Annotated in this window: 2 protein-coding genes and 1 pseudogene; all 3 read right to left on the bottom strand. The window is 72.2% G+C overall.

Annotated features, from left to right (window positions below; all coding sequences use genetic code 11):
• Positions 1-149 (bottom strand): annotated as a pseudogene (locus OOT08_RS00105) (transaldolase); the annotation flags it as partial.
• 172 nt (positions 150-321) lie between these two features.
• Entirely contained in the window at positions 322-2,412 is a 2,091-nt protein-coding gene (tkt, locus tag OOT08_RS00100) for a transketolase (protein ID WP_325090569.1), read from the bottom strand.
• Positions 2,413-2,562: 150 nt separating this feature from the next.
• Positions 2,563-3,120: hypothetical protein (locus OOT08_RS00095; RefSeq protein ID WP_325090568.1), on the bottom strand; the 558-nt coding region annotated here is incomplete at its 5' end.

Below are 3,120 nucleotides of genomic sequence, written 5' to 3'. Positions count from 1 at the left end.
AAGATGCTGGGGTTGGTCGTGACCCCCGTGACCGAGCGCTCCAGGAGGAGCCGTGCGAGGTCACCCGATTCGATGCGGCTCCGTGAGAGGTCGTCGAGCCAGATGCTGACACCGAGACTGCTGAGGGCTTCGGTCGAGCTGTTCGTCATGGGGTTCTCCTTCGCTTCAGTGCGGGGGTCGTGTTGCGCCGCTGCGCGAGTCCGGCTCGGGTGCGGCGATGCTCTGCGGTGGTGCGGTCTGCCGTGAAACTGATGCGGGTCCTGAACCGTTCCGAACGGGTCCGGAACGGGGTGTGGGCGGCCCGAGGGCCGCCCACAGGGGTTAGCGTCCGAGCTGCGCGCGGGCCGCGGCGACGACGGCCTCGGCCGTCATGCCAAACTCTCGGAACAGCGTCTGGTGATCCGCCGAGGCACCGAAGTGCTCGATGGACACCGAGGCGCCCGAACCGCCGACGAAGCGCTCCCACCCCAGGGAGAGCCCCGCCTCGACGCTCACGCGCGCCGTGACATCGCTCGGCAGCACCGCTTCGCGGTACTCGGCGGGCTGCTCATCGAACCACTCGACGCTCGGCATGGACACCACCCGGGCACCGATGCCGTCGCTCGCGAGCGCGGCGCGGGCCTCGACGGCCAGCTCCACCTCGGAGCCGGTCGCGATCAGGATGACGTCAACGGAGCCGGTGCCGGACTCGGCCAGCACGTAGCCGCCGCGCGCGGTGAGCTCGGCCGACGCGAAGACCTCGCCGGCGGCCGCGCCCTCGCCGCGCGGGAACACGGTGAGGTTTTGGCGGCTGAGCGCGATGCCGGTCGGGCCACCGTGGCGGCGGAGCATCTCCAGCCAGGCCTGCGCGACCTCGTTCGCGTCCGCGGGGCGCACCATCGCGAGGTTCGGGATCGCCCGCAGGGTCGCGAGCTGCTCGATGGGCTGGTGCGTGGGGCCGTCCTCGCCGAGGGCCACGGAGTCGTGGGTCCACACGAAGATGCTGGGCACGTTCATGAGCGCGGCCAGGCGAACCGCGGGGCGCATGTAGTCGCTGAAGATCAGGAAGGTGCCGCCGTAGGCGCGCGTCTTCCCGTGCAGCTGGATCCCGTTCAGGATCGAGCCCATCGCGTGCTCGCGGATCCCGAAGTGCAGGACGCGGCCATAGGGGTTGCCCTGGTAGGCCCCCGTGGAGTGCGACTCGGGGATGAAGGACGCGGCACCGGCGATCGTGGTGTTGTTCGAGTCCGCCAGGTCGGCCGAGCCGCCCCAGAGCTCGGGGAGCACCGCGCCGAGCGCGTTCAGGGTCTTGCCGCTCGCGGAGCGGGTCGAGACCGAGGTGCCGGCCTCGAAGACGGGAAGCGCGTCCGCGATGCCCTCGGGCAGCTCGCCGGCCTCGAGCCGGTCGAGCAGCGCCTTCCGCTCGGGGTTCGCGGCCGCCCAGGCATCGAAGCCGCGCTGCCACTCGGCGCGCGCCTCCGCGCCGCGGTCGACGGCCTTGCGGGTGTGCTCGATGACCTCGTCGGCGACCTGGAAGTGCTGCTCCGGGTCGAAGCCGAGCTCGCGCTTGAGCCCAGCGAGCTCGTCCGCGCCGAGCTTTGCGCCGTGAATGCCGCCCGTGTTCTGCTTGCCCGGGCTGGGCCAGCCGATCACGGTCTTCAGGATGATCATGGTGGGCTTGGTCGTCTCGGCCTTGGCCTCCGCGATCGCGGCGTACAGCTCGGCCACGTCCTCGACGTAGGCGCCGGTCTTCTTCCAGTCCACCGTGAGCACCTGCCAGCCGTAGGCCGCGTAGCGCTGGGCCACGTCCTCGGAGTAGGAGATGTCCGTGTCGTCCTCGATGGAGATCTGGTTGGAGTCGTAGATCGCGATCAGGTTGCCGAGCTCCTGGTGGCCCGCGAGCGAGGAGGCCTCGCTCGTCACGCCCTCTTGGAGGTCGCCGTCGCCGGCGATCACGTACACGTGATGATCGAAGGGGCTCGTGCCGGGGGCCGCGTTCGGGTCGAAGAGGCCGCGCTCGTAGCGTGCGGCGTAGGCGAAGCCCACGGCGGAGGCGAGGCCCTGCCCGAGGGGGCCCGTGGTGATCTCGACGTGATCGGTGTGCCCGTACTCGGGGTGGCCGGGGGTCTTCGAGCCCCAGGTGCGCAGCGCCTTCAGGTCGTCAAGCTCCAGCCCGTAGCCGCCCAGGTACAGCTGCACGTACTGCGTCAGCGAGGAGTGACCGATGGAGAGGATGAAGCGGTCGCGGCCGAGCCAGTCCGGGTCCGTCGGGTCGTGGCGCAGGACCCGCTGGTGCAGGAGGTAAGCGACCGGGGCGAGGCTGATCGCCGTGCCCGGGTGGCCGTTGCCGACCTTTTCTACCGCGTCCGCCGCGAGAACCCGTGCGGTGTTTACCGCGGCCTCGTCACGATCGTCCCAATTGAAATCGTTCACCTGCACACTGCCTTTCCCGAAGGGGGTTGCCCGGGCCGCGCCTGAGGTGCGCCGCCCCCCTCAAGTATAGGGAGCCGGGGATGCCCGGCGCGGTTTCGCCGGGAACCCCCAGGCCGCCGCGGGCGTGTCCCGGCCGGTGCCCGTGCGCGCTCAGCCCCGGCGGCGGCGTCGGCGTCGGGCGAGCAGGACGCCGCCCGCGCCCGCGGCGAGGAGGGACAGGGCGAGCGGCCAGGAGGGCAGCGGCTGGGATCCGCCCGCCGCGAGCCCCGGCACGGACGGCGTGCCGGGCGCGCCTGGCGTCGCCGGTGCGGGGGCCGGGGCAATCGTGGGTGTCCCGGGTGTCCCGGGTGTCCCTGGCGTTGGCAGCGTCGTCGGCTCGGGTGTTGGTCCGGTCGTCGGCTCGGTCGTCGGCTGAATCGTCGGCCCGGGCGTCGGCTGGATCGTCGGCTCGGGCGTCGGTTCCGTCGGCGGCTCGGCGATCGTGAGCACGAAGCTCCGCTCGGCGGCCTCGCCCAGCTCGTTGCGGGCGGTGACGGTGACGGTCGCGCTGCCCAGGGCCTCGCCGCTGCCCCGGATGCGTGCCGCGCCGGGCCCCGCGTCCTCGGCGACGAAGCCCGCGGGCAGGCCGGAGACGCTCACGACGGGAACGGGGGAGCCGGTGGCCGCCAGCGGAAGCTCCCAGTCCGTCCCGAGCGTGACGACCCGGTC

This window comes from Leucobacter sp. M11, assembly GCF_035726885.1.
Taxonomy (GTDB): domain Bacteria; phylum Actinomycetota; class Actinomycetes; order Actinomycetales; family Microbacteriaceae; genus JAPFRB01.
Note: the sequence above shows the minus strand (reverse complement) of the source record. Positions and strands in the feature narration are given on the sequence as shown.